This is a genomic window from Ruegeria sp. YTSC199, assembly GCF_059609725.1.
Genome location: NZ_JBXWMF010000002.1, coordinates 1 through 25,672 on the forward strand (window position 1 = coordinate 1; position 25,672 = coordinate 25,672).

Consider the following 25,672-nt stretch of genomic DNA (forward strand, 5'->3'; position numbering starts at 1 on the left):
ACCATTGCCTGCCTGCTTGCAAATACCCTCACAGCCGCATGCCGCGCAAACAAACTCCCGGAACCCGAAGGCCTGACCGCCTGATCCTCAGCGCACTGCAATCGATTCGGGGCCGAGGGGTGGAAACACCCCTCGGCCCAATTGTTTCAACATACTCGCGTTAAGTTTTAAATCTCGGGGTTTGAATGTAACGGGTATCAATGATAAACAAGTGAATCCAGCCAGTTACGTTGTGATATTGCAAGTCTTCGGGGTTGCGCTGGACCCGCAGGCTTATTGTTGAGTAGGTATGAACATATTCCTGAGCCCAATTCTGGCCGAGGTCTCGTTGCGCAAAGTGATCGCCGCAGTTGCCTTTCCACCTTTGCTGGCCTCTGCTTTCCAACCTTTCTCAGCCATTGACCTGACCTTTTTTCAACGCCTGGTGTTTTGGGTCGGGGTCATGGGGTTGGCTCTGCTTGTGACAGGGGTCGCAAGACACGTGACGCGGACCTGTTTTGGGGGTGTTCATATTTCCTGGCGCGATACCGCGCTGATTCTGGTCAACTTGGCGCTTTTCGTTCCGGCCCTGTGGGTGCTGTCCTACCTGTTGATCACTTTCAACGGCCAACAAGCCCCCGGTTTCCTGTCAGTGGCTCCGTATGGGGCGCTGTTTGTCACCGGGTTAGTACTGATACCGGGACACAGACAAAAAGAGTTGCCGCCGGAAGAGACTGAACCCGTGCTGCCGCGGCTGTCAAAGCGTCTGCCGGAAACGTTTCAAGGTCAGATTTATCGCCTGACTGTCCGGGATCACGCCGTTGATGTCGTGACGTCCGAGGGGACATTCACCATCCGGTCGCGCTTTACCGATGCGATCACCGAGATGGAGCCGGTGCCGGGCCATTGTACGCACCGTTCGCACTGGGTGGTGGATGAAGCCATCGCCGGGGTTGAACGGCTGGGCGGCAAGACCTTTGTGCGGCTGAAGAATAACGATCTTGTTCCAGTCAGCCGAAAGTACAGACCGACGTTGGAACAGGATGGCTTAGTCTGAGCCGTCTTTCCTGGGCATGGGAATGATCTGCGGATGAGGACCGGTCAGGATGGCCAGGGCCTTGTCGTCCATCAATGCGTTCAATACGTGGTCTGAACTGCGCAATCCGCCGGTGTAAGTGCCGTAGGCGGGCAGGATCAGCCGTGTCTGATCAACCAGAAAAGCCGGGCGATTGATCACGCGTCCGCGCGCCGTCAGACGGGCTTTGGGGTGGAAATGGCCGGACACCTCCGCTTGGGCCTCTGTCTGTGCGATGTGCCGGAATGTCAGCGAACCGATATTGCATTCAGACAGGTGTGTCCCGCCCAGATCAATCGGACCGGGATCGTGGTTGCCTTCTATCCATATCCAGCGGCGGCCAGCCTGCAGGGCGGTGACGTCCCGTTTCTCGGCCGCACCCAATGCCATCGAGGCATCCAGATCGTCAAAGCTGTCGCCCAGACAGACCACCGTGCCCGGATTGGTGTGCGTGACGTCGGCGGCCAGACGGATCAGCGTCTCCTGGCTGTCATAGGGCGGCAGGGTCGGGCCTCCGCGCCGGGCGATGCGCTCGGACTTGCCAAGATGCAGGTCAGAAACACAGAGCAGCTTTTGCTCGGGCCACCAGAGCGCCCCGGACCCCAGCGCGCTGAGGCTTTGCCCGGCAAAAGAAAACGCGATGCTGTTCATGATCCGTTCTTTGCGCGTTTCGAACCGGGGCGCAAGCGGTATCAGCCGGGTTCCAGCCCCGCGGCCCGCAATAGGCGGGCACTTTCCTCGGCCAGCAGGCGTTCCTCGGCTGCGCCTTTGACCGGAACCTTACCGGCCTCAAGAAACAGCGGCGCCGCAAGGGGTGAGACGCGATTCAGGCGCAGCAGGTCAAGCCTGCCTCCAATGCGTGCAACCATCGCCTCGATTCGTCCGAAATCCACCAGCCCGCGCATGGCTTCTTCTCGGGTGATCTGCATAAGCAGGTGATCGGGATCGTATTTCAGCAACGTGTCATAAAGAATATCCGAGGAAAATGTCGCCTGACGTCCGCTTTTTCGTTGCCCATCAGTGTTGCGCTCGATCAGACAGGCGATGGTGGCCGAGGCGCGAAAGGTCCGTTTCATCACCGCGTTCCCGGCCAGCCAGGTTTCCAGCCCATCGCGCAGGGTATCTAGTTGAAACAGAGGGCGCGGATCAGTCACCGCGTCCAACCCCCAGATCAGAGTTGCATAGTCGGTGGCCACGAAACCCAACGGCGCCAGTCCGGTCTCCTCCATGCGTTTGGTCAGCAACAGACCCAGCGTTTGCTGCGCATTGCGGCCCGCGAAACCGTAGACACACAGATGCTCGCGCCCGTCATTAGGAAAGCTTTCGATCAGCAGACGGTCGCGTTGGGGCAGGCGGGACATGTTCCGTTGCAGGTCCAGCCAGTCCGCCGTGTGCGCGGGCAGTTGCGGCCAGTTGGGTTGCGCGAACATCCGCAGGATACGGTCGCTCAGCTGCGTTGAGGTGGCGAATTTCGTGCCTGAAAAAACAGCCACCTTCGGCTTACGGTCCGCGCGGCGGCTGACCTCGACCACCATTTCGCGCAGCCCTTCATAGCGGACGATTTGTCCGCCTATCAGAAACGTGTCTCCGGGGGTCAGAGAGGCAGCGAAGGCTTCTTCCACCTCGCCCAAGGGTTTGCCACCACGATTGCGTTTCAGGCGCACCTTAAGTGTGTCGGTGTCCTGAATGGTGCCAAGGTTCATGCGGATACGCTGCGCCGCGCGGGGGTCGCGCAACTGCCAGCGACCATCGGCGCGCTGTTGCAGCCGTTGCCAGCGATCATAGGCACGCAGGGCGTAGCCTCCGGTGGCGCAGAACTCCAGACAGGCATCGAACTCCGAACGGCTTAGCTGAGCATAGGGGCCGGCGGCGGTCATTTCTGTGAATAGTGTATCCGCATCGAACGGCCCGGCCGCCGCTGCGATCAGGATATGCTGACACAACACGTCGCGGGGCCCCGGGCCGCGTGGTTCACCGTCCAGGTCGTGCGCCTTGGCGGCTTCGAGAGCGGCGACGCATTCCACAACCTCGAATCGGTTTGCAGGCACCAGCAGAGCCTTTGAGGGCGCGTTGTAGTGGTGGTTCGCGCGCCCGATCCGCTGCACCAGACGCTTGACGTTCTTGGGGGCACCGATCTGGATTACCAAATCCACATCACCCCAGTCGATGCCCAGATCCAGAGAGCCGGTGCAAACGATGGCACGCAGGTCTCCGCGGACCATGGCGGCCTCAACCCGCTCGCGTTGCTGCCGGTCCAGACTGCCGTGATGGATGCCAATGGGCAGGCCGTCTTCGTTGGCAAGCCAAAGGTTGTGAAAGAAAATCTCGGCCTGCGCGCGGGTGTTGTGAAAGATCAGCGTGGTCTTGTGTTGCTTGATCTGGTCCAGAACGGCCGGGATCGCGTAAGCTGCGCCACCGCCGGACCAAGGCGGCATTTCCTGCGTTTCCAGCATCCGGATGTCGGGGTCGGGGCCAGGGTCGGCCTGCACAATCTGACTCGAGTCGGGGTGCCGGGCCAGAAAGCGCGCGATGGCATCGGGGTCCTCGACCGTGGCTGACAACCCGACCCGGCGCAGGTCGGGGCACAAGGTTTGCAACCGGGCCAAGGCCAGCATCAGCTGATCGCCGCGTTTGCTTTCGGCCAAGGCGTGGATTTCATCAATGATCACCCTTTGCACGCCAGCAAACATCCGGGGCGCGTCCTCATATGAAGTCAGCAGGGCCAGGCTTTCCGGTGTGGTCAGCAGGATATGCGGCGGGTCTGCCCGCTGGCGTTTCTTCCTCGTCGCCGAAGTGTCTCCGGTACGGTCTTCGATCCGAATGGGCAGGCCGATCTCGTCTGCCGGGATACGCAGGTTACGTCGGATATCGGCAGCCAGCGCCTTTAAGGGAGAAATATAAATCGTGTGCAGACCGTCGTGGTCCCCTTTCGCCAACTCGGCAAGTGTGGGCAGGAAACCCGCCATGGTTTTACCGCCCCCGGTGGGCGCGATCAGCAAAGTGGCCGGGTCCGAGGCCCGATTGAACATGTCCTGCTGATGTGGGTGGACCGACCAGCCTTTGGTGGCAAACCAATCGATGATCCGGGCGGGAATCTGCGTCATGCGCGCAGACTACCCGGCCCATTGCTGAAATGGCACGGCGTTATTTTACGATTGTCTCGTCTTTGACGAACATGTTGGACCACGCGCGGTCGATCAGGTCGGGGCTCATCTGGTAGGGAATGCCCTCGAATTCGCAGATCGAGATCATCTGATCGATCAGGAAGATCGGCTGATAGTTCGCGTAGATATTGTTGATGGTCGGGTATTTGACCTTCAGCAGATGCACCAGTGCAGCTTCGTCCAGCGGCATACCGCGTTTACGGGCCACCATGGCGAAGATTTTCAGGAAGTTCTCTTGATTCGGACCGTCGATCTTGATCTTGAAGAAAATCCGGCGCAGGGCCGCTTGGTCGAAAATCTCGTTCGGGTGGAAGTTGGTCGAGAAGATAACCAGCGTGTCGAAGGGCACCTCGAACTTTTCGCCCGATTGCAGGCCGAGGATATCCTTGTTCTCTTCCAGTGGAACAATCCAACGGTTGATCAGGGCCTGCGGCGGTTCCTGCTGACGGCCAAGGTCGTCCACGATGAAAATGCCGCCGGTGGACTTCAGCTGCAAAGGTGCCTGATAGGTCCGCGCCGTTGGGTTGTAGACCAGATCCAACATGCTAAGCGTCAATTCACCACCCGTCACAACGGTTGGGCGTTCGCATTGGACATAGCGCGTGTCGAACCGTTTACGGCGACGCAGGCTGTTCGGGTCATCAGGTTCCTGTTCGATCGCAGTGTGCACGATCGGATCATAGACCGTGATCACCTGACCGGCATATTCGATGGCATAGGGCACATACACGTTGTCGCCCAAAGCATCCCTGATCCCGTTCGAGATCGAAGATTTACCGTTGCCCGGTGGGCCATACATCAGAACCGAGCGGCCGGCACTGACCGCTGGGCCAAGCTGGTCCAGCAGGCTGTCTGGCAGAACCAGATGCCCCATCGCACCAACCAACTGGTCGCGGGTAACTTGAATGTTGCGGATCGACTGACGTTTGACCTGTTCGCGGTAGACATCCAGCGGCACGGGCATGGCGCCGAAATATTCAGACTGGCTTAGCGCGTCCAGTGCACGGGCCTTGCCGGCGTCGGTCAACTGGTAACCCATTTCGTTCCCGCTGTTGGCGTTCAGCGTCCCGGTGGCCTCGATCAACTTTTGCTCGCGGGCCATGTCGATAAGTTCCTGTGTGACGGAACCCGGCAGACAGATCGCACCGGCGATCTCGGAAACGGTGTCCACATTCTTGCGGAAGATCGTTTTCAACAAGATGTCGCGCATCATGACGATGGGCAGTCTCATTTCACCCAAACCCTTTGGGGCAGGGGGGGCCATTACCGAGGTTGTCTGCATATTCATGAGCGTTGCCCGTCTATCCAGTTTTCGCGCAAAAAGCCCCGAAAAGGGCCGTTAGTGGAAAATCTGGCCCGGCTTTGTGTCAGCACCAAGGCACGGACAAGGCGGCTTAATGATAGTTTACGAGCCGTAAACAGTGCCGAGAATTAGATAGAGGGCGAGGCTGCCGCCGAGAGAAAGGCCCATCGGTATGTGTTTGGCCCTGCTCCAGCTTTTCCAGTCGGGTGCGAAACTCCGCAGCCCCGTACTGCGCGCCAGCCGGTGGGTGGCCAAAGCCGCCACATTCATCGTGGCCAGAATGAACACAACCAGGAAATAGTCGCCGGGCCAGATAAATGGCGAGGCAGCGGCCAGAAACTTGGCGTCTCCTGCCCCCATTTGACGCATTACGTAGAACAGGATGCCAATGGCCAGAGCCGGTACGACATGCAGTAAATGCCAGACGTAGGGTGGGAGCGATATCGACCATGGGCCTACGGAGGTGGTTGACCACGTGGTTGACCATGGTGGGAGAACGAAAAGACCAACGACAACAAACACCGTCAACAGCGCGTATACCGCCTGATTCCTGATCCGCATGGCGCGCAAGTCCGTGAAGGTCACGTACAGGCAGATCGGTAGAACGAAGGGCAGAAATATCAGCGCCGCATTCGCGGGAATGTTCATCTATTAGGCTTCCTCGAGCGCGCGGAGCGAGCGGACGGCCTCGTCAAAATGCTGAGGGTGCGTGGCGATGGCTTCGCGGAACAGGTTCTTGGCCGTGGCCACATCCCCTTGTTTGACAGCAGAAATACCCATCGTGTTCAGCAACATGGCACGCTCGATCTGAGACATTGGAACAACCGGCAAACTGTAATTGCCCTGCGCAGCTCGGGCCAGAACCAGATTGTTCTTGGCGGTAAACAGGTTCTTGTCCTGCTGGATCGCCTCGTTGAACAAGCGTTCGGCTTCGGCATACTGACCGCGTGTCAACTTGGAATAGCCCCAGTTGTTCATTACCCCGCCGGGGCGTGTTGTCAGGCCAACCGCGGTTTCGTAGAAGTGATCCGCGCGTTTCCAATCCTTTTTGGAGTCAGCCACCACCGCTTCAAGGCGATAGCGATTGAAGGTTTCATATGTGGGCGGCACGGAATCCAGTACGGATTTGGCCTCACTCCAGTTGCCGGCACGCACAAGGGCGTCGGCATATTCAACCTTGTCGACACTTGCGGCGCCCTTCATGGTAGTCACTTTCTTCCAGGCGGCGACGGCCTCGGTCGAACGTTTTGCCCGGGAAAGAGAGATCGCCAATCCGCGCTGCAGGTCGATCCTGCCGGGGTTTTTGGCTGCGGCGCCCTGGAAGTAGGTGACCGCTTCATTCGGATCCGCGGCGGTCAGAAGCACCTCGTTCAGGTTGGTCTCGTCAATGACGTTGACCTCCTGATAAGTGCGCTCGACTTTCTCTTCCTCGGTTTCCTTTTCGCAGCCGGACACGATCAGCCCGCACACGACCATTGGCGCAATCAAGAATTGTTGGCGCATTTTTGCGTCCCTTACTGCTCTTGCCTGTGTTATGGGAGCTTGCGCAGCTTGTATTGCCCGTCGCCTTGCCGCTCCAGCGTATATTCTTGTTCTTCCGCCTTATTATTAACAGGATTTTCCATTTTTGCGAGTGCTAAGCGCAGATTGTCTCGGATTGCGTCACTTTCGCCATTGTTCAGCGCATAGGCCCGTTTGAAGACCTGCGCAGCCTCGGGGTATTCGCCCGCCTCGACCAGCAAAACGCCAAGATTGTTCCACGCAACGGACCAGTCGGGGTCAGTTTTTACGGCACGACGCAACAGAGTTTCGGCCTGTCCCAGGCGCTTTAGCCCTAGGTTGGCCGTGCCCATTGAGGTCAATATCTGCGCCGTCATCCCCTGATCCAGCGCGGCGCGGGTGAAAGAATCCAACGCCAACTCGTATTCTCCAGCGGCCATCAACCGATTTCCAACCATGATTTCGTCTGCGCCTTCGCCTTTCGGGTCAATCCCGGGGGCATCCAAATCATCCGCTGTACCCGTATCAGTACAAGAGGCCACCATGGCGATCACCATGGCGGCCCTTAACGTGTGGCATATCCCAGAGCGGATACGCCTGAAGCTGAATTTCGCGGGCTTATCCGCCGGCACTTTTTCCAAAGTCTGCGATCCCTTTTGCCGAAGGTCCGACCAGAATGACCAGCAAAGGCGGCACCGTCAGCATCATTGTGGCAAGCGTCATCTTGGTTGGCAACTTGTTCGCGGCCTCTTCGGCCCGCATCACGCGTTTGTCACGCATCTCGCTGGCATAAACCCGCAGAGCTTCGGCGATGGATGTACCGAATGTTGCCGATTGGATCATCACGGTCACGAATGAGCTGACATCCTGAACGCCGCAACGGGATCCGAAATCGCGCAACACTGTATCCTTGTCCTTACCGGCCTTCATTTCATGGGCGACAACTTCGAATTCCTGCGCAATATCCGGGTAGGAGGCGCTCATCTCGCGGGCCACGCGCACAATGGCCTGATCCAGTGACTGACCGGCCTCGACGCAAACCAGCATAAGGTCCAGCGTATCGGGAAACCCGGCGGTGATCGCCTCTTTCCGTTCCTCGACGCGCCGAGTGATCCAATAACGCGGCAGGAAATACCCTGCGGCTGACGGAATCAGAACGCGAATTGTCATTTGGCTTCCGGTGAATTCCTCTCCGCCTGACAGCACCGTTACCAACAACACACCGATCAGAATTCCGACAATACCCAGTGCAAACTGCGCAAAATGGAAGAAACGCACCGCATCCTTCGAGTGATACCCGGCCTGACGCAACTTGAGCTGCATCGCCGAAAGTTCTTCCTCATTCTGGGGTTCAAGGAAGGTGGCGAATTTCTGAAGCTGTTCGTTGCGGCTGGTGTTGCGGAGCTTGTCCTTTTTGGACTTTTTATCCGACTTGGGTGCCGCAGTTGATTTCTGCAGCTTTTTCAGCGGATCCTCTGGCTGGTTCAGCATCAGAGAAACGGCGATAAGGATCATGAAGAGCCCAAGAACGCCGATAACAATCAGCGGTCCGAACTCACCCAGGTGTTCTTTGATCAGGTCGTTGATTTGGGTCAGGAATTCCATTGCTATGCCCTCAGACCTTAATGTTGGTAAGAACGCGCATCACAATCAGGTTCAGCGTCAGCATGATGCCGACAAAGAAACAGAGCGGGATGAACAGAGGGTGATCGATCACGTCGTCATAGTACCCGGGATCGCTCACAAGAATGAACAGCAGGCAGAAGACCGGGAAACCGGACAGGAATTTGCCGGACCATTGCGCCTCGGCGGTGATCGCCTTGACGCGCCGGAATAGGCGGAAACGGGCGCGGATCACCTTGGCCAGACCGGCCAGGATTTCGGCAAGGTTACCACCCGACTGTTGCTGAATCCCGACGGCCACCGACAAAAAGCGAAGGTCCTGCATACCCAGACGCTCGGCCATGTCTTTCAGGGCTTCACCCACGTCACGGCCATAGGCGCATTCATCGGCGATGATACCAAACTCTGTGCCCAACGGGTCCTGCACCTCGCTTGCAACGATCTGGACGGATGAGACGAACGGGTTACCGACACGCAGTGAACGGACCATCAGCTCAACCGCATCAGGCAGTTGCTCTTCCATCAGGGCCATGCGTGTTTTTGCCTTGCGGTTTACCCAGGTGTAAACGCCGCCAACTCCGATAAAGACTGACAGAGCGACCCGAAGGACCATATCCGTCGCGGTGCCGATGCTCAGGCCTACAAAGGCAAAGCCGGACAAGAGGATCATGACCATGATCAGCTGTCGCGGAGTAAAGGCAATCGCCGCCTTTTGCGCCTTGTCTGCCAGCAGCGAATAGAGCGGGATGCTCTGCGTCTTCATATGCTGCTGCATTTCCTTGCGCAGCTGTTCCAGAACCTGTTCCCGACCGACCCCTTTGTCGAGCATGTCGAGACGGCGGTTGACTTTGCTGTTCAGGCTAATGGATTTCCCGAAAGCCACCAGATAGATGCCTTCGACCAGAAAGAACACCGCGATGAAGATCACGACATATATGAGCGCCTCAAGAGGCAGTTGCATATCCAGATCTCCTACATAGTCGTCGGTTCATAGATCGAAGTGGGCAGATCAAAACCCCACAGGCGGAAGCGCTCGGAATAGTGGCTGCGCACGCCTGTTGCCGTGAAGTGGCCGATGATCTTGTTGTCCGGTGTCAGGCCAACCCGCTGGAATTTAAAGATTTCCTGCATTGAAATCACATCACCTTCCATGCCGGTAATTTCGGTGATCGAGGTCATACGGCGCGAACCATCCTGCAGACGGCTGGCTTGCACGATCAGGTTCACAGCGCTTGAGATCTGGCTGCGGACCGCCTTGATAGGCATCTCGATACCGGCCATAGCGATCATGTTTTCCAAGCGCGAGATACCATCACGCGCTGAGTTGGCGTGGATCGTGGTCATCGAGCCGTCGTGGCCTGTGTTCATGGCCTGCAGCATGTCGATCACCTCGGCGCCCCGCGTCTCACCCACGATGATGCGGTCAGGACGCATCCGCAGTGCGTTTTTCAGACAGTCGCGCGGGCTGACCTCACCCTTACCTTCAACGTTGGGCGGGCGGCTTTCCATCCGACCCACATGGGTCTGTTGCAGCTGAAGTTCCGCTGTGTCCTCGATGGTCAGGATGCGCTCGGCGTCGTCGATAAAGCTGGACAAGGCGTTCAGAGTTGTCGTCTTACCAGAACCCGTACCACCCGAAACAATGATGTTCAGCCGGGTCGATACAGCCGCCTGAAGATAGGCGGCCATCTCTTCGGTAAACGCGCCGAAATTGACCAGGTCGTCGATGCCCAGCTTGTCTTTCTTGAACTTACGAATCGACACCAGCGAGCCATCCACCGCAATCGGCGGAACCATCGCGTTGAAACGCGAACCATCTGCCAGACGGGCGTCAACATAGGGGTTGGACTCATCAACACGACGACCTACAGCGGACACGATCTTGTCGATGATCCGCATCAGGTGCTTTTCGTCCTTGAAGGTGATTTCACTGATTTCCAGTTTACCTTCCCGTTCCACGAAAATCTGCTGCGGACCGTTGACCAGAATATCGTTGACCGTGTCGTCCTGCAGCAAGGTCTCAAGCGGACCCAGGCCCGTTACCTCGTCATACAGCTCCTTGTTGAGCTGTGTGCGATCCTCGCGATTCAGGACGATGTTTCGCGATTCCAGAACTTCGCTGGCAATCGCGCTGATTTCAGCGCGCAACTCCGATTCGCCCGCGTTCTCAAGCGCGGCGAGGTTTAGGTTTTCCAGCAACTCGCGGTGCAGTTCGATCTTGATTTCACCAAGACGCTCTTTGCGTTTGCGATCGCGATCGGCCACCACAGGCTCGGCGGTTTTCTTTTGCTGGGGGCGTCGGGCGACCGCATTGGCCGACGGTGCTTTTTCAACCGTAGGCTTCGGCGTTGCGGCCGGGGTTTGAACCGGCTGCGCTTCGGGCTGTTTCTTGTATCTTGAAAACACGGCGGCTCGTTCCCTTTCAGACTGAATTATGCAGCTTCAGCGTTGTTGCTGCCCAAGCTGTGAAGCGATTTTGCAAGTTTTGCGATTTCGCGACGCAGCGGGTTCTTGGCGGCTGCATTTGCCAGCGGTTGTCCGTGGTCACCGCTTTGCATGACTGGTTTGCCACCATCAGGCAGTTGCAGATCGATAGAGATACCCAAGCTTTCCCCCATCCGCTTTACCCGGCCTTTGCCGTTCAGATCGGTGAATTTCGGAGCCCGATTTAGGGCGAAACGCAATTTTTCGAACGGCAGTTCTTCGGCCTGCAGGGCACGTTTAAGCCGCAGCGCGTTCTGGGCCGAGCGCATGTCCAGTTCGATCAACGCGAAGTACACGTGCGAAGCCTGAAGAACTGTCTCCGACCAGTGAACAAGCGTCGATGGCATGTCCACGACGACGTAGTCAAAGTGGCGGCGGGCCGTGTCGATAACCCGTTGGATATCTTCCGGCGTGATCAGGTCCAGTGGTACCATATCTGACGGCGCGGTCAGAACCTGCAGCTTTTCCTCGTAGGTTTGCAGCGCCTGCGCAAACACTTCCTCATCCATCGAGGCTGTGTCGGACAGCATTTCAAAGACGGTTTCGCGGCGGGGCAGGTCCAGATAGGTCGATACCGTGCCAAACTGTAGGTCCAAATCGAGCAGGCAAACCGACGGTTCTTCTTTTTCGGAAACAGTGGCCAGTTCCCAGGCCAAGTTGACCGCCATCGTGGTGGATCCAACGCCTCCGGCCAGACCGTGCACGACGAACAGGGCACCCTCCTTTGATTCGCCTTGCGTCAGCGGCGAAGATGTCTCGTGAACTGCGACCGGATCCGGCTGGTTCATCCGGGTGATCGCTTCCTGCAGCTCGCCTTCGGGAAGGGGGTAGGGGACGAATTCATCCGCACCCTTGCGCAGCAGCTGGTGCAGAGATGCCGGCGTGACATCTTCGGCGATCAGAACAATCTTGATTTTCTTTTCTTTGGCGCGGGTGATGATTTCGCCCATCAATGATAGGTTGTCTTCATCCTCGCCATCGATTGCAAGTGCCACAAATTCCAGAGAATCGGCATCGGGTTGGCTGAAAAAGGCCAGAGCTTCAGCGAAACCCAGGTCACCCCAGCGTTCCCCCAGTGCGGCCTCCATGTCCTCGATCAAAAGATCGAAGTTCTGGACATCACGGCTGATAGTGCAAGCCTGAATGGCATTCTTGTCGTCTTGTGGCGAAGCGCTCGTCATTTACACAATCCTCGTCGCGGGAGCAGGCGAACACAGTGGGCTTGAATGCCTGTCTGGTTCGCTCTTGCCCCAGTGCGGCCAGGATTGGCCGCGAGTCACCTAATTGTTGAAAATTTGGCTTGGAACTTAGGCAAGATTTGGGCGCAAAAGAACCAATTGTAGGGAAATGGGCGACGATGCCGCCCATTTCCTAGGGATTATTCACCACCAGAGCCTTCTTCGCTTTGGATGTAGCTTTCTCTTGTCGCGCTCTCGACATATTCGCGATAGATGATTTCTGCGTACTTGCCATCCAGCAGCTGCGGTGCACGATCCACAAAGCCCGAAACTTCTGTCACCGTGCGGCGGTTGCGGCGATCCCTGTCCGGCGTGTCGATAAGAGGCCGCGTTTTCCCAAAGGACACGACAGCCTCGAGACGCGAGCGCGAGATGCCCTGTCGCGTCAGGAACGCAACGGCAGCATTGGCGCGCCGCTGACCCAGTGCTTTGTTATATGACGTCGAACCAACCGCATCGGTATGGCCATACACGCGGAATCGTGCTTCGGGGAATTGTTTGATCCACGAGGCCTGCCGCAACAGAACACGTTGAGCCGTTTCATCCAGCTGTGCACTGTCGAAGGCAAAGTTGATCTGCGTCGGAACCTCGGCCGCGAACCGCTGGCCCAGGATCTGAGCGTAGGTCAGTTCACCATTCATGACCTTGATGTTGTTCAGGGACGCATTTCCGAAAGCTCCTTGGTCCACTTCGTACCCCGCCTCACGCGTACATGCGGAGACAGAGACCGAAAGACCCAGTGCGATAATCCACTTCTGCATTGGTCCTATCCTCCTATCAATCCAGAATGTAGCCGTAGGAGCTGCCAAAGTCCTGTTTGGCCACTTCCGAAGCCGCACCAGAACCCGGACGCGTTGTACGACCGACTTTGCCGTTTACGAACAGATCAAATTCGCTGGGCGGTTTGACCCGGTCCGTCGGCAATGCCAGTGCTTCGCCACGTGTCGGGGACACAAGATGAGCTGTGACGATGATGACCAGTTCGGTTTGTTGGCGCTGGAAATTCGAGCTACGGAACAGAGCACCCAACACCGGAACATCACCGATCCATGGAAGTTGACTGGCTGCGTCCAAGAAATCATCTTGGATCAGGCCGGCAATGGCAAAGCTTTCACCGTCTCGTAGTTCAACCGTCGTCTTTGTCTGCCGAACGATAAAGGTTGGGACGTTGTTACCTGCAATTGTGAAGGTCGAGTTAGAATCAATGCTTGAAACTGAAGCCCCCATCTCGAGATTGATCAGATCACTGTCCACTACGCGCGGTGTAAAGAGAACCTGAACACCGAAGTTCCGGTATTCGATGGCGATTTGGCCGTCATCCCCGGGAACCGGGATCGGAACTTGGCCACCAGCCAGAAATTCCGCTTCTTGACCCGAAAGGGCGGAAAGATTCGGTTCTGCAAGGCTGCGTGCAAGTCCTTTGGCTTCAAGGGCCTCCAGCAGCAGGCGGACCTGAGTAGAGCCTGCGCCAAAACCAAACAAGATCGCGCCGGTATTAGTTTGCTGAATCGGAATGTTGTTGTTCAAGGCGTTGGCCAACGCACCTGCAGTGTTCAGTGTGTTGATACCTCCGGTTACGTCACCGCCGCCGAAACCTAACGATGCGGTCAGACTTTTGGCCACACTACGGCTCATCTCGGCAAAACGTACCTTCAACATTACTTGTTGCACGTCGCCGACGGACATCAAGTTCGAAACGCGGTCGGGTGCGTATCGTTCGGCCAGTTCCAGTGCACGGCTAAGTTTCGCGCTGCTTGAAACCACGCCTGAAAGCACGATGCCGTCATTGGCAGTCCGGACTTCAATCGGCTCAGCCGGAAGAATCTGCCGCAGCCGCTCCTTAAACTCGGACACATCCGGAGACACACGCACCCGAACGTTCGCCAGCAGGTTGCCCGCGCCGTCAAACAGGGTCAGCGTGGTCAGACCAGGTGTTTTGCCCAACACATAAATCGTGCGATCCGAAAGCGACGAGATATCAGCGATGCCGGCATTGGCGATGCTGAGCTCGGCGAACGGTTCTTCGCTTTCCACGACAATTGCGCGGTTCATCGGAACGTCCAGCGTTTCCGCTGTACCATTCTTCACCACGCGCAAAGTTTCAGCCCAGGCCGTTTGGCCGGCCGGACCAACTATAAGCGCCAACCCAAGCAGGGTTGCGCTGATCCAAGAACGTATTTTCATGTGACCTGCCTCTCCGATCACGCCTCATTTTTTGGGTCTAATGCCCTATGCTCGGTAACACTGCGCGAATTACGAATTTATTGCAATAATCAATGGTTTCCGGAATTTTCCTTATGTGGACAATGCGCAACATCCAGAACGAAACAAGCCGCGCACGTGGCGCGGCTTGCGGTCGTAAATCTCTGATTTAACGTTAGTTTGTGCAGGGGATTTGGGTTTTGACGATCTCACCGCCGCGCCGCGTGTTCACGGTGCAGACCTTTTCGGAGACCGGGGCCGGAGCAGGAGCCGATTCCTTAAGGTTCAGCAATTTGCGCTGGTCCACTTCAACTGCGGTTGCGACCGTATCGTCCTGCACGCCAACCAGGGCCAGTGACAACTGGCCAGTGTTTTGCGCCTGCGCCAAAGCCGCGATCTGTTCCGGTGTTGCAGCAACGGTCACGGTGCGCGCGATCGTCGTGCCCGTCAGGTCAGATCCGGCGGTCTGGTCCACTGCGATCAATTCGATGTTGGTCTGAATCAGGCGGGTAATTTGGTCACCGCCGCCTTCGAATTCCCGGCTGACAGAACCGGTCCAATACACATCCACGCTGTCGCCTGGACGCAGAAAGCCGGAAACGCCAGACGAAACATCGACGCTGATAGCAAACGCGCGCATACCTTTTTCAATTTGGGAAACAAGGCCTGCTGCCTGACCAGGCTTGGTGACCTTGACCTCCATCAGCGCTTCGTCTTTTTCCAACGCTCTTAGCACGAATCGATCACCTTTGGCGTCTTCGGGGAACAATACTGCCATGTCCATAAAGCTGCCCTCTGGAATGGCATCCTCGGGCCAGTTCACGATTCGAACATCATCCTCGACCAGCGGCTCGCCGTATTTCATGGCCCGGTTGGAAACGATGACACCTACGGTTGGCACCGTTTTGACATTTGCCAGCGCATCCTTTGTGGCTTGGCGTTCACGGGCGAGCTGATCCTGGTACTGAGCGATGTAGTCGCGGGCCATATAGACCGCGCCCCCGGCCAAAGCCACCCCGGCAATCAGGACAAGTCCAAATACCAAACGCATTCGCGTCCCCTCGTTTCTTTTCTTTTCTGTCTTCGCTGCCGCAGAATCTACGGCAAGGATCGGTTTTGAATAAAGGTAGATTGTGTCGAAAAATGGGACAATATTAGATTTTTTTTGCCTCCGTGGCTTTCCGGACAATCAGTGGTCGTTCCTGTCATTAATCAGGTGTGTCGAATTTGACGCTGATCTCTTCGGCGACATCGACATTGCTCAGGGCTGCACCAGCTCTGGCATCCAGTTCTTTAACAGGCTCGCCAAAGTAAGCGTATACACCTGCGCCGATGCCCACGATCGCAGCTGTCAGCACGACCCAGTCAACAGTGACTGCCCCGTCTTCGTGCTTTATGAAAGTTTGGATTCTGTTCATCATGAAAGCGCCGGACTCGGAGTTGTTGCAAAACAAATGGGGCCACGCCTAAACAGGCAAGGCCCCACAAAAGAATTTCTCAGACTAAGCTGTGGTTCCGATTACTTCGGGGTGATCGGAATATCGCTTGCAACGTTGGAGGCTGCGACATCCAGGGTCGAGCCAACGGCGTCTGCGATTGCTTTGGTGCCATCACCAACTTGGGTGTAGGCAACGGCGGCCAGGCCAACAACAGCTGCGGTCAGAACAACCCAGTCAACAGTTACGGCGCCGTCTTCGTCTTTGCGGAAGTTCTTGATGAACTTGATCATGTTACGTCCCTCCTAAAGGATCAAAAAAGTCATTTAAACCTCGGCGTCTAACAGAGCTTTCTCTCTCAGTCCGCTCCCGACCGTCTCGGTATGGCATTATGTTTGCCTGTCAGGCATGGCAGGAATTGGGCCAAACACCGTCTTTTTTCTTCCGGGCTTAACTTTTTGGTAGTTTTTTTCCTAACGTGCTGAAAACAAAGGTTTTAAAATATGCGGGGGAGGACGCCCCCTGTTGCCGCCGATGCAAAATTGCGGCAAATGAGGCGAAATTGCCCCAATTCGACGTGTTTTTCTGGCTTTTCAAAGGGATTCGCGCTTCAAACTATCGAAAAGAAAAAAACATGAGGCAGGCAAATGAAACTCCGGGACGCAGTGACCTGCGCCGGCATCTTGACGCTGGTAGTGTCAGTACCAGTGTTAGCCGTCGCAACCGAGATTGAACCCAGGGGCGTATATAAGAGAGTGAAGGCGCCAAAGCCCGGCACGCGGCCCAAGGTGACCGTTCAAATATCGCCAGAGGAACATGCGGCGACCCCATACGCACCCAGCACCGGTGCTGAGATTTCCGTGCCCGAGGTTGCCACGCGCACAACAGCTGTCCCCCCAAGCGTTCCGGGTGCAGAACCAAAGAACAAGCCGGTCGGGTCTTACAAAGCCTTTTGGGATAAAATATCTCCGGCACTCTCTGCTTCGGGTGCGGGGCGGTTGAACGACGCGATTAAAGCGTTGGCCGCAACCAATGTGGCCTCACCACGCCTGCAGACCCTCCAGAGCATTGCTCAGCAGCAAGGGATCGAGATTCTGCGGTCAACAGTTGGGACGGAAGTTTCGCCCGCTCTGGTGCTGGCGGTGATCTCGGTTGAATCGGCAGGCCGTGCGGATGCGGTCAGTTCGGCCGGAGCGCAAGGTTTGATGCAATTGATGCCTGCCACCGCCAAGCGATTTGGGGTGCAGGACAGTTTTCAGCCCGCTCAGAACATCTCAGGCGGAGTGAAATATCTGAATTGGCTGATGGGTGAATTTGGCAATGATCCGATCATGGTGCTGGCCGGGTACAATGCGGGTGAAGGGGCCGTGCGCAAACATGACGGCGTGCCACCTTATGCCGAGACGCGGGACTATGTGCCCAAGGTGCTTGCGGCCTTTCAGATTGCCAAGGCCCTGTGTTCAACTCCGCCTGAGCTTATATCGGACGGGTGCGTCTTCCAGACCCAAAACTGAAAAAGACCCGCCAGTAACGGCGGGCCATTTTGGTGAAAAGGATCAGTTGACGATCTTGGCCTCAGTGGCAGCGCGGATTTCGTCCTCGGTTACGCCCTCGGCGATTTCGACGATCTTCAGGCCACCTTCGACCACATCCAGAACGCCCAGATTGGTGATGATGCGATCCACCACTTTTTTACCGGTCAGTGGCAGGGTGCATTTCTTCAGCAGTTTGGACTTGCCATGCTTGTTGGTGTGATCCATCACCACGATCACACGGCCCACACCGGCCACAAGGTCCATTGCACCGCCCATGCCTTTGACCAGCACGCCGGGGATCATCCAGTTGGCCAGATCGCCTTCTTCGTCGACCTCCATTGCGCCCAGAACGGCCGCAGCGATCTTTCCGCCCCGGATCATGGCAAAGGATGTGGCGCTGTCGAAATACGAGGTACGCGACAGTTCGGTGATCGTCTGCTTGCCGGCGTTGATCAGGTCAGGGTCTTCTTCGCCTTCGAACGGGAAGGGGCCCATGCCAAGCATACCATTCTCGGATTGCAGGGTGATGTCCTTGTCACCCACATAATTCGCCACCAGCGTCGGGATGCCGATGCCGAGGTTTACATACATGCCGTCTTCCAGCTCTTGCGCCGCGCGGGCGGCCATCTGATTGCGGTCCCAGGGCATTATGCGTCCTCCTTCTTGCGGGTGGTGCGCTGTTCGATGCGCTTTTCGTGATCGCCCTGAATAATGCGATGCACGTAGATGCCGGGCAGGTGGATGCTGTCCGGGTCCAGCGAGCCGCGTGGCACGATCTCCTCGACTTCGGCGATGCAGATCTTACCGCAGGTCGCGGCCGGTACGTTGAAGTTGCGGGCGGTCTTGCGGAAGATCAGGTTGCCGGTGTCGTCGGCTTTCCACGCCTTGACGATGGCCAGATCGGCAAAAATGCCTTCTTCCATGATGTAGGTTTCGCCGTCGAAGTCCTTGTGCTCCTTGCCTTCGGCGATCACGGTGCCCACACCGGTCTTGGTGTAGAAACCGGGGATGCCGGCGCCACCGGCGCGCATGCGCTCGGCCAGGGTGCCTTGCGGGTTGAATTCCAGCTCCAGTTCTCCAGCCAGATACTGACGCATGAATTCTGCGTTTTCTCCGACATACGAACTGATCATTTTCTTGACCTGCTTGGTCTGCAACAGGATGCCGATGCCGAAATCATCAACACCCGCATTGTTCGAGGCAAAGGTCAGGTCCTGAGTACCGGAATTTTTGATTGCCTCCAGCAGCAGTTCAGGGATGCCGCACAGGCCGAAACCGCCCGCTGCGATCATCATGCCATCCGTCAACACCCCGTCGAGTGCTTCGGTGGCATTGGCATAGATTTTCTTCATGGAAAACTCCCCCAATGACATGGTGATGGGCAGGTTGTGCCGCCACGTCACGGGGAAGTCAACGAATCCAAGGGGGTGGTGGTATTTCTACCTAACCACCCTTAGCTGACCGCTTTTTTGGTTGTCTTCTTGGCAGCGGTTTTTTTCTTCGGCGCGGTCTTCTTTTTGGTGCCCTTCTTGGCCGCCCGCTCATTAACCAGTTCAACGGCCATTTCCTGGGTTACATCCTCAGGCTTGATGTCCTTGGGGATGGTGGCGTTGACCTTCTCCCATTTCACATATGGCCCGTACCGCCCATCAAGAACCTGCATCGCGCCGCCATCGGGGTGTTCGCCAAGCTCTTTCAGGGGTTTGGCCGCTGCCTGTCGACCGCGTCCCGGATTGGCACGCTTCTCAGCCAGCATCTCGACTGCACGGTTCATACCGATCTCGAACACGTCGTTGGGGTCCTTGACGTTGACATAGACGGGTTTCGCCTCTTCCGGTAACTGATGCATGATGTAAGGCCCGAACCGCCCGAAATTCGAGCTGATCATGCCCCCTTCGGGATGCTCACCGATCTGGCGGGGCAGGGACAGAAGCGTCAGCGCCTTGTCCAGATCCATGTCATCCTTGCTCCAACCGCGAGGGAGCGAAGCGCGTGGGGGCTTCTTGTTCTCAGGCGTGGGTTCACCGCGCTGAACGTAAGGCCCGAACCGACCGGATTTCAGCCAGATCTCATCACCCGCATCCTCGCCCAGCAGGCGTTCGTCTCCTTCGGCCCCTTCGCCCGCGATGGGGCGGGTATAGGTGCATTCTGGATAGTTACCACAGCCCACGAACCCGCCGGTGCGGGATGTCTTCAGGTGCAGCTGACCCGTGCCGCATTTCGGGCAGATACGCGGGTCAGAGCCATCCTCGCGCGGTGGGTACAGTTGGGGTGCCAGTGCTTCGTCCAGCTTGTCCAAAACTTCGGAAATGCGCAGTTCCGACGTTTCGCCAATCGCTGCTGAGAAGTCGCGCCAGAACTTGCCCAGAAGGTCCTGATAGTCCCGGTCTCCGGCACTGACGTCGTCCAGCTGTTCTTCCAGATTGGCGGTGAACTCATAGCCTACATATTGGCGGAAGAAATTCAGTAGGAAGATGGTGACGATCCGGCCCTTTTCCTCGGGGATCAGCCGGTTTTTGTCCTTGCGCACATATTCCCGGTCCTGAATCGTGGTCACGATCGAGGCATAGGTCGAAGGGCGCCCGATGCCCAGTTCTTCCATCCGCTTGACCAAGGTGGCCTCGGTATAACGCGGCGGCGGCTGGGTGTGGTGTTGCAGCGCCAGCACGGCTTCGTTTTCCGACAGAATGGCCGCCTTGTCGTCCGCTTTTGCGAACTGATCCTTAAGAGAGGTCTTGGCGAATGGAGCCGGATCGCCCTTCATGATCTGCGGAAGGCGCTTTTCGTCGTCGTCAGAGACGTCGTCGCGGCCTTCTTCATAGACCCGCATGAACCCGTCAAACAGAACCACCTGACCGGTGGCGCGCAGGCCGACCTGGCCATCCGCGCTGCCGATCTCGACCGTTGTCCGCTCAAGCCGGGCGGCGGCCATCTGGCAGGCGATGGTGCGTTTCCAGATCAGGTCATACAGCTTGCGCTGATCCTCATCCGTGACCTTCAGCGCCTTGGCGTCGCGCGACATATCCGTCGGGCGGATACATTCGTGTGCTTCCTGCGCGTTCTTGGCCTTGTTCTTATACATGCGCGGGCTGTCTGGCACGTATTCTGCGCCATAGCGCTGGGTAATTGCATCGCGTGTGGCGGCCACAGCTTCAGGCGCCATGTCGATGCCGTCGGTCCGCATATAGGTAATGTAACCTGCCTCATAAAGCCGCTGCGCCACTTGCATCGCGTGCCGCGCGCCCATACCGAATTTGCGGCTGGCCTCTTGCTGCAGGGTCGAGGTCATAAACGGCGCGCTGGGGTTGCGGGCGGCGGGCTTGGCCTCGACCGAGGTGACGCTGAGCGCGCGGCTGGTGATTGCCTGAACCGCCAGTTCCGCCTGCGTGGCGTTCGCCAGATCGTGTTTGTCCAGCTTCTTGCCGGCCAGAGTAACCAGACGGGCTTCATAGGTCTGACCGCGCGGTGTTTCGAACAAGGCGCGCACCGACCAGTATTCAACCGGCTTGAACGCCTCGATCTCCATCTCGCGCTCGACGATCAGACGCAGGCAAACCGATTGCACCCGGCCCGCCGATTTCGCGCCCGGCAGTTTGCGCCACAAAACCGGAGACAGGTTGAAACCTACCAGGTAATCGAGTGCACGGCGGGCCAGATAGGCCTCGACCAGCGGCATATCGACCTCACGCGGGTTCTGCATCGCCTCGGTCACCGCGTCTTTGGTGATGGCGTTGAAGGTGACCCGGCTGACCGGTGTGTCCTTCTTGATCGAGCGCCGCTTGGTCAGAGCCTCCTGCAGGTGCCAGCTTATCGCCTCGCCTTCGCGATCGGGGTCAGTGGCCAGGATCAGGGCGTTGTCTTCTTTCAGCGCGTCGGCGATCGCTTTGACGTGTTTGCGGCTGTCATTGCCCACTTCCCATTTCATCGCAAATTCATGCTCGGGATCGACCGATCCGTCCTTTGGGGGCAGGTCTCGTACATGGCCGTAAGACGCCAAAACCGTGTAGTCGGGGCCAAGATACTTATTGATTGTCTTGGCCTTGGCTGGGGATTCTACAACAACTACAGGCATTTAAGGGAAAACCTCGCTCGACGAATTGGGCGCCTTCTATGATCGTGCAAAATGTGTGGGGCAAGAGCGAATTGTCAATGCGTTCCTTTAAAAACCCAAAATATGCGGTGATTTCAGCCTTCTAGACATGTAAATTGCCGCGCGTCCCCCGAAAGTGCGTCAGGCCGTCAGGGACAGTAAGCCACCGGGCTGGCGCTGAATGCGCCCGTCCAGTTCCAGATCGACCAGAGCCGGACCGATCTCGCCCGCAGTGGCGGCGATGTCGCGGATCAACTGGTCTTCGGCAATTGGTGACGGCCCCAGCCGGGCCAGTATCTCATCATGTAAGGATGCACTTGAGGGGGCCGGTTCCACGGGTGCTTCAGGCAGGGGGGGCTCGAACAAGTCTGCACGCTTCTGTGGCAACGCTTCGATCACGTCTTCGGCGGCCCGCACCAAGGTGGCCCCGTCGCGGATCAACAGGTTGCATCCGGCCGCACGGGCATCAAATGGGTGGCCGGGTACAGCCAGAACCTCGCGCCCCTGATCCAAGGCGTCCCGCGCGGTGATCAGGCTGCCGGATTTAGCGGCGGCTTCAACCACGACAACCGCCTGAGCCAGCCCCGAGATGATCCGATTACGGCGTGGAAAGTGCCGTGCCTGCGGGGTCACGCCCATCGGTTGCTCGGACACGCGCAGCCCCGATTGGGCGATGTCTCTGGCCAGATCGGTGTTTTCTGCCGGGTAGATTACGTCCACGCCGCCGGCCATGACCGCAACAGTGCCGGTATCCAATGCCGCCATATGTGCTGAAGTGTCGATTCCGCGCGCCAACCCTGACACGACGACATACCCTTGCTTTCCAAGGTCGGTCGCCAACCCACGCGCCATGCGTGCACCCAAAGACGAACAGTTGCGCGCCCCGACCATCGCAATGCAGGGTTTGCGCAGCAAAAACACATCACCAATCGCCCACAACATCGGAGGGGCATCCGACAAGTCATTCAAGGCATCAGGAAAATCAGCGGACCCAAGGCACAAAAGCCGTGCATTAGCGACTCTTGCGGCCTTGAGTTCCGCCTCAATCACGCCGGGCGGGCAAATTTCATACCCTTCAATTCCGGCAGCACGTGCCATTTCAGGCAGCGCGACCAGCGCGTTCTGCGCCGAGCCATGTTCCCGCAATAGCCGACGAAACGTCGCCGGACCGACCTTGCGCGAGCGCAACAGACGAAGCCAGGAAAACTGATCCTCTTCCGTGGTGGGTGGGAGTGTGGGGTGATTGGAAGAAAGCTGCTCTTCGGTCATCCGTTGCTCCGCCTGATTGCAGAACTGGTTTACGGCTGCAGGGGTTAACAGCTTGTGAATCCTGTCAAATTATTCGGAAAATTTTCGGGGATTTATGTGCGAAACTTTGTAATAGGCTGATTTTAAAGCGCAAAATAAAGACGTCTGCTTGAGGTGTGAAACAAGCAGACGGAAAAAAACCAAATTTCCAACGGCGCGGCGTTAACCATCGCGGGGGCCGATTCTCTCTCAGGCGGCTGATCCGCCGATCGTCAGACCATCCAGCAGAACCGTAGGCTGACCAACGCCGACCGGCACCCATTGACCGTCCTTGCCACAGGTTCCCATGCCCGGATCCAGTGCCATGTCGTTGCCCAAGCCGCGGATGCGGTTCAGCGCAGATGGCCCGTCGCCGATCAATGTCGCGCCTTTGACCGGTGCGCCGATTTTACCGTTTTCGACCCGGTATGCTTCGGTGCAGGAAAACACAAACTTGCCGTTGGTGATATCCACTTGACCGCCGCCAAAACCCACGGCCCAGATGCCGTCTTTAATATCTGCAACCAAAGACGCAGGATCGGCGTTCCCGCCCAGCATCACCGTATTGGTCATGCGCGGCATGGGTTTGTGCGCATAGCTCTGACGCCGCCCGTTGCCGGTAGGTGTAACTCCCATCAATCGGGCGTTCTGCCTGTCCTGCATGTAGCCGGTCAGAATGCCATCTTCAATCAGCACGGTCCGCGAACTTGGTGTGCCTTCGTCATCTACCGTGATCGAGCCGCGCCGGTCCGCGATGGTACCGTCATCGACAACGGTCACGCCTTTCGATGCAATCTGCTGGCCCATAAGCCCAGCAAAGGCTGAACTTCCTTTGCGGTTGAAATCGCCTTCCAACCCGTGCCCGATGGCCTCGTGCAGCAGGATGCCGGGCCAGCCGGGGCCGAGGGCGACCTCCATCACACCGGCCGGGGCAGGGACGGCGTCCAGATTGATCAGCGCGATCCTTAGCGCCTCGCGGGCTTTGTCCTGCCAATCAGAGGGATCAATCAGCCCGTCCAGACCCACGCGACCTCCACCACCCGCCGAGCCGCTTTCGCGGCGGCCGTTCTGCTCCGCAATGACCGAGATATTCAGGCGAGTCATCGGACGGACATCACGCACCAAAACGCCATCAGGCCGCAGGATTTCGACCTCTTGCACGGCGGCGGCAATGGTGGCGCTGACCTGTACGACGCGCGGGTCAAGGTCGCGGGCGTAGGCATCGATCTCGCGCAGGGTTTCGATCTTGACCGGGAAGCTGGCGGATTCGATCGGGTCTTCGTCCGTATAAAGCCGCGTATTGGTAGGGCGCGGCGCCTCAGCCAATATACCGCCACCGTCACCCACAGCTAGGCGAGCGGTTTCCGCCGCCCGTTTCAGCGCCGGAATCGAGACGTCGGTGGAATGGGCATACGCCGCAACCTCACCTTGAACTGCCCGCAGGCCGAACCCTTCGGATGCGTCATAGGATGCGGTCTTCAAACGCCCGTCATCAAAGAGCAGAGCTTCGGATTTTCGCCGTTCTACGAACAGTTCTCCGTCTTCAGCCCCGGCAGTGGCAGACTGCAAAACCGCAAGCGCTTCGTCCTGCGGAAGGGCGCTTTCAAATGGGCGAAACGGGTCGTTGGGCATCACTTGGGACCTTTCGGGTTTGATCCAGATCAAAAATAGCGTCTGTTTGACGCAAGCATTTTGCTTTATCTAGCATCAGGAATATGGTTTTTAACTTCGCCAAAGACAACGGGAGAGGTGCGACCGATTCACACCTTTTCGACAGGGACGCAAAGATCAAACGATCAGGACAGAAAATGAAGAATGCTTTGATGCTTTCGGGGTTCATGACAGCCCTCTCCAGCCTTCCCGCCATGGCTCAGGAGCTTGAAATTATTGGGAAACCGGTTGACGGCGGCATGGGTTTCCAGCCCGCGGCCACCAGCCTTGCCGACGGGATTCAGCGGCTGGACGGCATGATTCTGGTGATCATCACCGTGATCTGCCTGTTCGTAGCTGCGCTGCTGATCTATTGCATCGTGCGTTACAACAAGCGTGTGAACCCCACACCGGCGGGCTTCTCGCACTATACCCCGGTTGAGATCGCCTGGACGTTGGGCCCGATCCTGATTCTGGTCTTTATCGGTGCCTTCTCGCTGCCGGTTCTGTTCAAGCAACAGGAAATTCCCGAGGGCGACGTTGTGATCAAGGTGGTGGGCAACCAGTGGTACTGGACCTACGAGTATGTCGATCACGATTTTGCGTTCGACAGCTACCTGCTGGGTCACCCGGCCACGCTGGACGAAGGTTCGCGCCCCGGTGATGCGGATGTCACTCCGTTCGTTCTGGATGACGCCATGCGCGCCAAGCTGGCCGATGCCGGATATAGCGATGACGAATGGCTGCTGGCCACCGACACCGCCGTTGTCGTACCGGTCGGCAAGGTCATCGTGATGCAGGTCACCGCCTCCGACGTGATCCACTCGTGGACCATCCCGTCCTTCGGCGTAAAGCAGGACGGTGTGCCGGGTCGGCTGGCGGAACTGTGGTTCCAGGCTGACAAGGAAGGCGTCTATTTCGGCCAGTGTTCGGAGCTGTGCGGCAAGGACCACGCCTATATGCCGATCACGGTCAAAGTGGTCAGCGAAGAGGCGTATGAGCAATGGTTGCAAGGTGCTCTGGAAGAGTATGCGGGTCAGCCTGCCGCCTATCAGGTTGCCTCGAACTGAGCCTGTCAAGGCCTAGGTAAACACACGCAGACTGCG

The 25,672-nt window shown here is 57.6% G+C and carries 23 protein-coding genes; 3 read left to right on the forward strand and 20 right to left on the reverse strand.

Annotated elements, in window-relative coordinates; translation table 11 throughout:
- Positions 1-289: 289 nt before the first annotated feature.
- Positions 290-1,036, forward strand: a complete 747-nt coding sequence (locus AC2FEE_RS01670; RefSeq protein WP_496862633.1) for a LytTR family DNA-binding domain-containing protein — start codon at positions 290-292, stop codon at positions 1,034-1,036.
- Here the strand turns inward: AC2FEE_RS01670 and pdeM are convergent.
- The 15 genes from pdeM to AC2FEE_RS01745 form a co-directional block, all read right to left on the reverse strand.
- Complete coding sequence (gene pdeM, locus AC2FEE_RS01675) at positions 1,028-1,705, reverse strand: ligase-associated DNA damage response endonuclease PdeM (protein WP_496862634.1); 678 nt, start codon at positions 1,703-1,705, stop codon at positions 1,028-1,030. The genes AC2FEE_RS01670 and pdeM overlap by 9 nt on opposite strands.
- Positions 1,706-1,746: 41 nt before the next feature.
- A complete protein-coding gene (locus AC2FEE_RS01680; RefSeq protein WP_496862636.1) occupies positions 1,747-4,158 on the reverse strand; it encodes a ligase-associated DNA damage response DEXH box helicase in 2,412 nt (803 codons plus the stop codon).
- 40 nt (positions 4,159-4,198) lie between these two features.
- Entirely contained in the window at positions 4,199-5,506 is a 1,308-nt protein-coding gene (locus AC2FEE_RS01685; protein ID WP_496862637.1) for a DUF8689 domain-containing protein, read from the reverse strand.
- Between the two features lie 117 nt (positions 5,507-5,623).
- A complete protein-coding gene (locus tag AC2FEE_RS01690) occupies positions 5,624-6,169 on the reverse strand; it encodes a prepilin peptidase (RefSeq protein WP_496862638.1) in 546 nt (181 codons plus the stop codon).
- Positions 6,170-6,172: 3 nt separating this feature from the next.
- The gene (locus tag AC2FEE_RS01695; RefSeq protein ID WP_496862639.1) at positions 6,173-7,024 is read right to left on the reverse strand and encodes a tetratricopeptide repeat protein; all 852 of its coding nucleotides are present in this window, start codon (positions 7,022-7,024) and stop codon (positions 6,173-6,175) included.
- A 29-nt stretch (positions 7,025-7,053) separates the two neighbouring features.
- A complete protein-coding gene (locus AC2FEE_RS01700; RefSeq protein WP_496862641.1) occupies positions 7,054-7,578 on the reverse strand; it encodes a tetratricopeptide repeat protein in 525 nt (174 codons plus the stop codon).
- Between the two features lie 61 nt (positions 7,579-7,639).
- Entirely contained in the window at positions 7,640-8,626 is a 987-nt protein-coding gene (locus tag AC2FEE_RS01705; RefSeq protein ID WP_496862643.1) for a type II secretion system F family protein, read from the reverse strand.
- Between the two features lie 10 nt (positions 8,627-8,636).
- The gene (locus AC2FEE_RS01710; RefSeq protein WP_496862644.1) at positions 8,637-9,605 is read right to left on the reverse strand and encodes a type II secretion system F family protein; all 969 of its coding nucleotides are present in this window, start codon (positions 9,603-9,605) and stop codon (positions 8,637-8,639) included.
- Between the two features lie 11 nt (positions 9,606-9,616).
- Positions 9,617-11,050: a TadA family conjugal transfer-associated ATPase gene (locus AC2FEE_RS01715; RefSeq protein WP_496862646.1), complete on the reverse strand. Its 1,434-nt coding sequence runs from the start codon at positions 11,048-11,050 to the stop codon at positions 9,617-9,619.
- A gap of 26 nt (positions 11,051-11,076) precedes the next feature.
- The gene (locus tag AC2FEE_RS01720; RefSeq protein WP_496862647.1) at positions 11,077-12,309 is read right to left on the reverse strand and encodes a CpaE/TadZ family protein; all 1,233 of its coding nucleotides are present in this window, start codon (positions 12,307-12,309) and stop codon (positions 11,077-11,079) included.
- 197 nt (positions 12,310-12,506) lie between these two features.
- Entirely contained in the window at positions 12,507-13,127 is a 621-nt protein-coding gene (locus AC2FEE_RS01725) for an OmpA family protein (protein WP_496862648.1), read from the reverse strand.
- 16 nt (positions 13,128-13,143) lie between these two features.
- Positions 13,144-14,550 (reverse strand): type II and III secretion system protein family protein, encoded by a 1,407-nt coding sequence (locus AC2FEE_RS01730; RefSeq protein WP_496862649.1) that lies wholly within the window; start codon positions 14,548-14,550, stop codon positions 13,144-13,146.
- A 193-nt stretch (positions 14,551-14,743) separates the two neighbouring features.
- On the reverse strand, positions 14,744-15,619 hold the full coding sequence (gene cpaB / locus AC2FEE_RS01735) for a Flp pilus assembly protein CpaB (protein ID WP_496862650.1): 876 nt from the start codon (positions 15,617-15,619) through the stop codon (positions 14,744-14,746).
- 157 nt (positions 15,620-15,776) lie between these two features.
- Complete coding sequence (locus AC2FEE_RS01740) at positions 15,777-15,986, reverse strand: Flp family type IVb pilin (protein WP_496862652.1); 210 nt, start codon at positions 15,984-15,986, stop codon at positions 15,777-15,779.
- Between the two features lie 101 nt (positions 15,987-16,087).
- Positions 16,088-16,297 (reverse strand): Flp family type IVb pilin, encoded by a 210-nt coding sequence (locus tag AC2FEE_RS01745; RefSeq protein ID WP_480593929.1) that lies wholly within the window; start codon positions 16,295-16,297, stop codon positions 16,088-16,090.
- 354 nt (positions 16,298-16,651) lie between these two features.
- Here AC2FEE_RS01745 and AC2FEE_RS01750 point away from each other — a divergent pair, with 354 nt between their 5' ends.
- Positions 16,652-17,518: a lytic transglycosylase domain-containing protein gene (locus AC2FEE_RS01750; protein ID WP_496862653.1), complete on the forward strand. Its 867-nt coding sequence runs from the start codon at positions 16,652-16,654 to the stop codon at positions 17,516-17,518.
- 42 nt (positions 17,519-17,560) lie between these two features.
- Here the strand turns inward: AC2FEE_RS01750 and AC2FEE_RS01755 are convergent, their stop codons facing one another.
- From AC2FEE_RS01755 to tldD, 5 genes are all read right to left on the reverse strand, one after another.
- Entirely contained in the window at positions 17,561-18,187 is a 627-nt protein-coding gene (locus AC2FEE_RS01755) for a CoA transferase subunit B (RefSeq protein ID WP_480593927.1), read from the reverse strand.
- Positions 18,187-18,891, reverse strand: coding sequence for a CoA transferase subunit A (locus tag AC2FEE_RS01760; protein WP_496862655.1), 705 nt, complete (start codon positions 18,889-18,891; stop codon positions 18,187-18,189). The genes AC2FEE_RS01755 and AC2FEE_RS01760 overlap by 1 nt, the downstream gene beginning before the upstream one ends.
- Before the next feature lie 101 nt (positions 18,892-18,992).
- The gene (gene topA / locus AC2FEE_RS01765; protein ID WP_496862657.1) at positions 18,993-21,611 is read right to left on the reverse strand and encodes a type I DNA topoisomerase; all 2,619 of its coding nucleotides are present in this window, start codon (positions 21,609-21,611) and stop codon (positions 18,993-18,995) included.
- Positions 21,612-21,770: 159 nt separating this feature from the next.
- Entirely contained in the window at positions 21,771-22,898 is a 1,128-nt protein-coding gene (gene dprA / locus AC2FEE_RS01770; RefSeq protein ID WP_496862659.1) for a DNA-processing protein DprA, read from the reverse strand.
- A gap of 228 nt (positions 22,899-23,126) precedes the next feature.
- Positions 23,127-24,548 (reverse strand): metalloprotease TldD, encoded by a 1,422-nt coding sequence (tldD, locus tag AC2FEE_RS01775; RefSeq protein ID WP_496862660.1) that lies wholly within the window; start codon positions 24,546-24,548, stop codon positions 23,127-23,129.
- Positions 24,549-24,724: 176 nt separating this feature from the next.
- On the opposite strand from tldD, the gene coxB reads away from it, so the two are divergent.
- On the forward strand, positions 24,725-25,636 hold the full coding sequence (gene coxB, locus AC2FEE_RS01780) for a cytochrome c oxidase subunit II (RefSeq protein WP_496862661.1): 912 nt from the start codon (positions 24,725-24,727) through the stop codon (positions 25,634-25,636).
- Positions 25,637-25,672 lie beyond the last annotated feature (36 nt).